At 42.2% G+C, this 4,520-nt stretch carries 2 protein-coding genes; both read left to right on the forward strand.

All coding sequences use genetic code 11. The features are described 5' to 3' along the window. The coding region (locus A4R26_RS06685; RefSeq protein WP_133054570.1) for a non-ribosomal peptide synthetase at positions 1-3,143 on the forward strand (3,143 nt) is incomplete at its 5' end. After that, positions 3,140-4,520 (forward strand): condensation domain-containing protein (locus A4R26_RS06690; RefSeq protein WP_242674838.1); only part of this gene is annotated, 1,381 nt, incomplete at its 3' end. The genes A4R26_RS06685 and A4R26_RS06690, both read left to right, overlap by 4 nt.

A 4,520-nucleotide genomic window follows, 5' to 3' on the forward strand; every position in this document is an offset into this window, starting at 1 on the left:
ATGTGTATGAGCTATCTCCTCTTCAGGAGGGGATATATTATCACTGGTTAGCTGAAACCTCCAGTTCACTTTATTTTGAGCAGATCTCCTACAGGTTGCGGGCTAAAGTATTGGATATAGAAAAGTTGAAAGGAGCGTATGACCAGTTAACAGCCCGGCATGCTGTACTGCGCACCAGTTTCAGTAATGAATATGCGGGCAGATCTTTACAGATAGTAAGGAAGGAAGTACCCAGTAATTTTAGCTATATAAAGCTGGATAGGGAGGCGGAGCAACAAGCACAGGTAGCGCTGATCAGGCAGCAGGACAGGGACCGGGGTTTTGATTTGAGCAGGGGTTCCCAGATGCGGCTGCATGTGATTGATCTGTCGGCAGGGGAGTATGAGTTTATCTGGAGTCATCATCATATCCTGATGGATGGCTGGTGCACGAGTGTGCTCATCAATGACTTTAATGAGCTGTTGAGTGCCGCAATCAGGGGCAGTACAGCAGCCCTGCCGCCAGTAACGCCATATTCTGATTATATCAATTGGTTAAAAGCCATAGACAGGGAGCGTTCTCTGGCCTATTGGAAGGATTATCTTACAGGTTACTCCTCGCTGGCAGAAATACCCTTCAAGGCAGCAAGAGGAGCAGACAACAGCTATGTTGAATCCGGTGAACACCTGCAAATAATTGGCGATCTGTTTAAGAAAGTAGACACCCTTTGCACCCAACTAGGCATTACGCACAATACGTTTGTACAAGGGGTATGGGGTTACTTATTGTCACGCTATAACAACACGAATGATGTGGTGTTTGGCGCTGTGGTGTCAGGTCGTCCGGCAGACTTAACAGGAGTTGAGGAGATGATCGGACTGTTTATCAATACGATCCCGGTAAGAGTAAAGTATGATGCAGAGGATACGCCTGCTAAGTTATTAAAAGCACTTCAAGAGCAATCCATCCAGAGTACGTCCCATCATTATATGAATCTGTCGGAGGTGCAGTCCCAGAGTGAGCTGGGCATGGCGCTGATGAATCATATTATGATCTTTGAGAACTATGCGGTAAAGGAACTGAAAAATGGAGGTGCATTAAAAAGCAAAGGTGAAGAAGGACTGGCTATAGGATCAAGTGAGGTGTTTGAGCGAACCAATTATGATTTGAATGTTATAGTTAGTTCATCGGATGTTTCATTAAATATACATATTAAATATAATCTTGGCATCTACGATGAGTTATCATTGAAGAGCGTGATGAAGCATTTTGATAGGCTGATCAATGAGTTCGCGCAAAGATCTGATCAACCCTTAAGAACATTTGATTACTTGTCGGAAGAAGAGAAGCATCAACTGCTGGTTACATTCAATGATACAGCGGTGGTTTATCCCAAAGACAAAACGATAATTGATCTGTTCGAAGAGCAGGTGTCAAAGACACCAGGTAATGTAGCCGTAGTATTTGAAGCTACAAAGCTGAGCTATCAGGAGCTCAATGACCAGTCTAATCAGCTGGCGCATTACCTGAGAGATAATTACGACATCCAGCCTGATGATTTGATAGGCATCAGGCAAAGGCGCAGTGAGTGGATGATTGTATCGATATTGGCTGTGTTGAAATCAGGGGGTGCTTATGTTCCGATTGATCCGGATTACCCGCAGGAACGGATAGATTACATTACGGAAGATACCCGCTGTAAGGTATGCCTGGACGAAACTGAATTAAGCAAGTTCAAAACAACCCGGGAGCGATATCCTAAAGTACCGGTGTCTTCTACTGTTAAATCAGATAACCTGGTTTATGTGATCTATACCTCCGGTTCTACAGGAAAACCTAAAGGAGTAATGGTAAAGCATTATTCATTCACCAACCTTATTAACTGGTATTGCGGGTTATTGGATTTAACAGATCAGGACGCGGTGTTATTGATCGCGCCTGTTAGTTTTGACTTGGCGCAAAAGAATTTGTTTGCTTCTTTAACAAAGGGAGGTAGTTTGTGTTTATCGGAAAAACTGTATGGCGATTATCATTTAATAGCCGAAACTATCAAAAGAAACAACATCACGGTTGTAAACTCAGCGCCCAGCGCGTTTTATCCTTTACTTTCAAAAGAAATAAATAATAATTATCAGAGCTTAGCATCCCTCAAAATGGTTGTCTTAGGTGGAGAACCTATAAATATTAAAGAGATGCTGCCGTGGACGAAATCGGTTTATTATCATGCTACAGTTATCAATTCCTATGGTCCAACAGAATGTACTGATGTCGTTTCCTATCACATAGTTAACAACAACGAATGGGGTCTGATAGAAATGATCCCTGTCGGGAAGCCTGTAGATAACACGGAGCTTTATATTTTAGATGAGCAGAAGAAACTATTGGGGGTTGGTATTACAGGAGAGATCTATGTAGGAGGAGTCGGAGTTTCAAGAGGGTATTTAAATAATGAAGAACTCACTTCTGAAAAGTTTGTACAAAACCCTTTTAAAGGGAAGGAGTTCATGTATAACACTGGAGACATAGGAAGGTGGCTGCCTGATGGCAGCATAGAGTTCATAGGCAGAAAAGATTACCAGGTAAAGATCAGGGGGCAGCGCATAGAGCTTGGAGAAATAGAGCATGCTTTATTGAACCATGAAGAAATAACCCAGGCGGTAGTGCTGGCCAAAGAGAACCAGTCAGGAGAAAAAGAGCTGGTGGCTTATATCACATCCGCTGTCGCGCAAAACGTAAGTGAATTAAGAGACTACTTAAAACAGACGCTCCCCGTTTATATGCTTCCCGCCTACTTTGTTCAATTGGAAGAATTGTCTCTGAATGCCAATGGAAAAATTGACAGGAAATCCCTGCCTGCTCCTGAAGGCCTGGGACTATCCGGCGCTGTAGAATATGTTGCACCACGCAATGAGATAGAAGAGCGGTTGGTAAAGATCTGGGAAGAAGTACTTCAAAGAGAAAACATTGGGGTGAAAGATGATTTTTTTGCTCTTGGCGGCCATAGCTTAAAGGCCTTAAAAGCGGTATTCAGAGTTAACGAGGAATTCAATATAGGTGTAAAGGTTACAAACTTGTTTAATACTTCTTCTATAGAAGATTTCGCGATTCTTATTGCTTTTACATTAAAAAAGAAAAGAATAACATCTAAAGAAGTCAGTTTATGATAAAGTTAATTCAAAAGATATTGGCGGCTGAAATAGTACTGGATATTGTTGACGGGAAGCTTAAATTATATTCAGATAACGACGAGATCGATTCAGAAATTTTAAATGAGATAAGAGCAAATAAAGAGGAGTTAACATCATATTTAATTCAAAACAATATTGTTGAAGCATCGAGCGCTCCAGATGAGGCGATTTCAGTTGTTCCTTTGCAGCCGAATTATCCAATCTCTGATGCTCAAAGAAGATTATGGGTGTTGAGCCAGTTTGAGGGAGGTTCGGTAGCTTATAACATGCCGGCTAGTATTTACCTGAATCGGGACATCGAAATTAAAAGCTTCAAAAGCGCCATCGATGCCACCATCGAACGTCATGAGATTTTAAGAACTATCTTCAGAGAAGATGAATCAGGTGAGATCCGGCAATGGATAGTCCAAAGGGAAGACCTGGGCTTTGCAATCGACTACCAGGACTTTAGAAAAGAGGCTAACAAGAAAGAAAAAGCAGAAGCGTATATCGCAGCAGATGCTTACCGGGCATTCGATCTTGCGAAAGGACCTCTCCTGAGAGCGGCGTTACTTCAGGTAGAGGAAGAGGAATATGTATTCTATTACAATATGCACCATATCATCAGCGATGGCTGGTCTATGGAGGTATTGGCCAAAGATGTATTCAAATATTATGAAACCTATCAGGCAGGCAAAGCGACTCAGATTGAGAAATTAAGAATCCAGTACAAGGATTATTCCGCCTGGCAGTTAGGCCAATTGAACCAGGAGTCATTTAAGGATCAAAAAGATTATTGGCTAAACAAGCTCTCGGGAGAATTGCCACTGCTGGATCTACCGGCGAGCAAACAGCGACCCAAAGTAAAGACCTATAACGGGCAGGGCTTAGCTACTTATTTCGATAAGGCAACAACGGCTAAGCTAAAAAGATATACCCAGGAGAAAGGGGGCAGTCTTTTCATGGGCTTACTGGCCTCATGGAATGTGTTGATGTACCGCTACACTTCTCAGAAAGATATCATTATCGGGACTGTGGTAGCGGGCAGAGAGCATGCCGATTTAGAAGACCAGATCGGGTTCTATGTAAACGCACTGGCTTTAAGATATGAGGTTAATCCTGAAGAAAGCTTTGCCAGTTTATACCAGGCTGTAAAAGAGGATACCTTAAAAAGCTATAACCATCAAATGTATCCTTTCGATCGGTTGGTGGAAGATTTAAACCTTCAAAGGGATACAAGCAGAAGTGCGGTATTTGATATCATACTCGCCCTTCAAAACAGTGGTGAAAGAATCGAAGGGGTTGAATTATCAAAAGAGGCAAATCAGATTGTAGATCAGGGGTATCGCACATCAAAATTTGATATAGAGGTTA

This window comes from Niastella populi, assembly GCF_002078015.1.
Classification (GTDB): Bacteria; Bacteroidota; Bacteroidia; order Chitinophagales; family Chitinophagaceae; genus Niastella; species Niastella populi.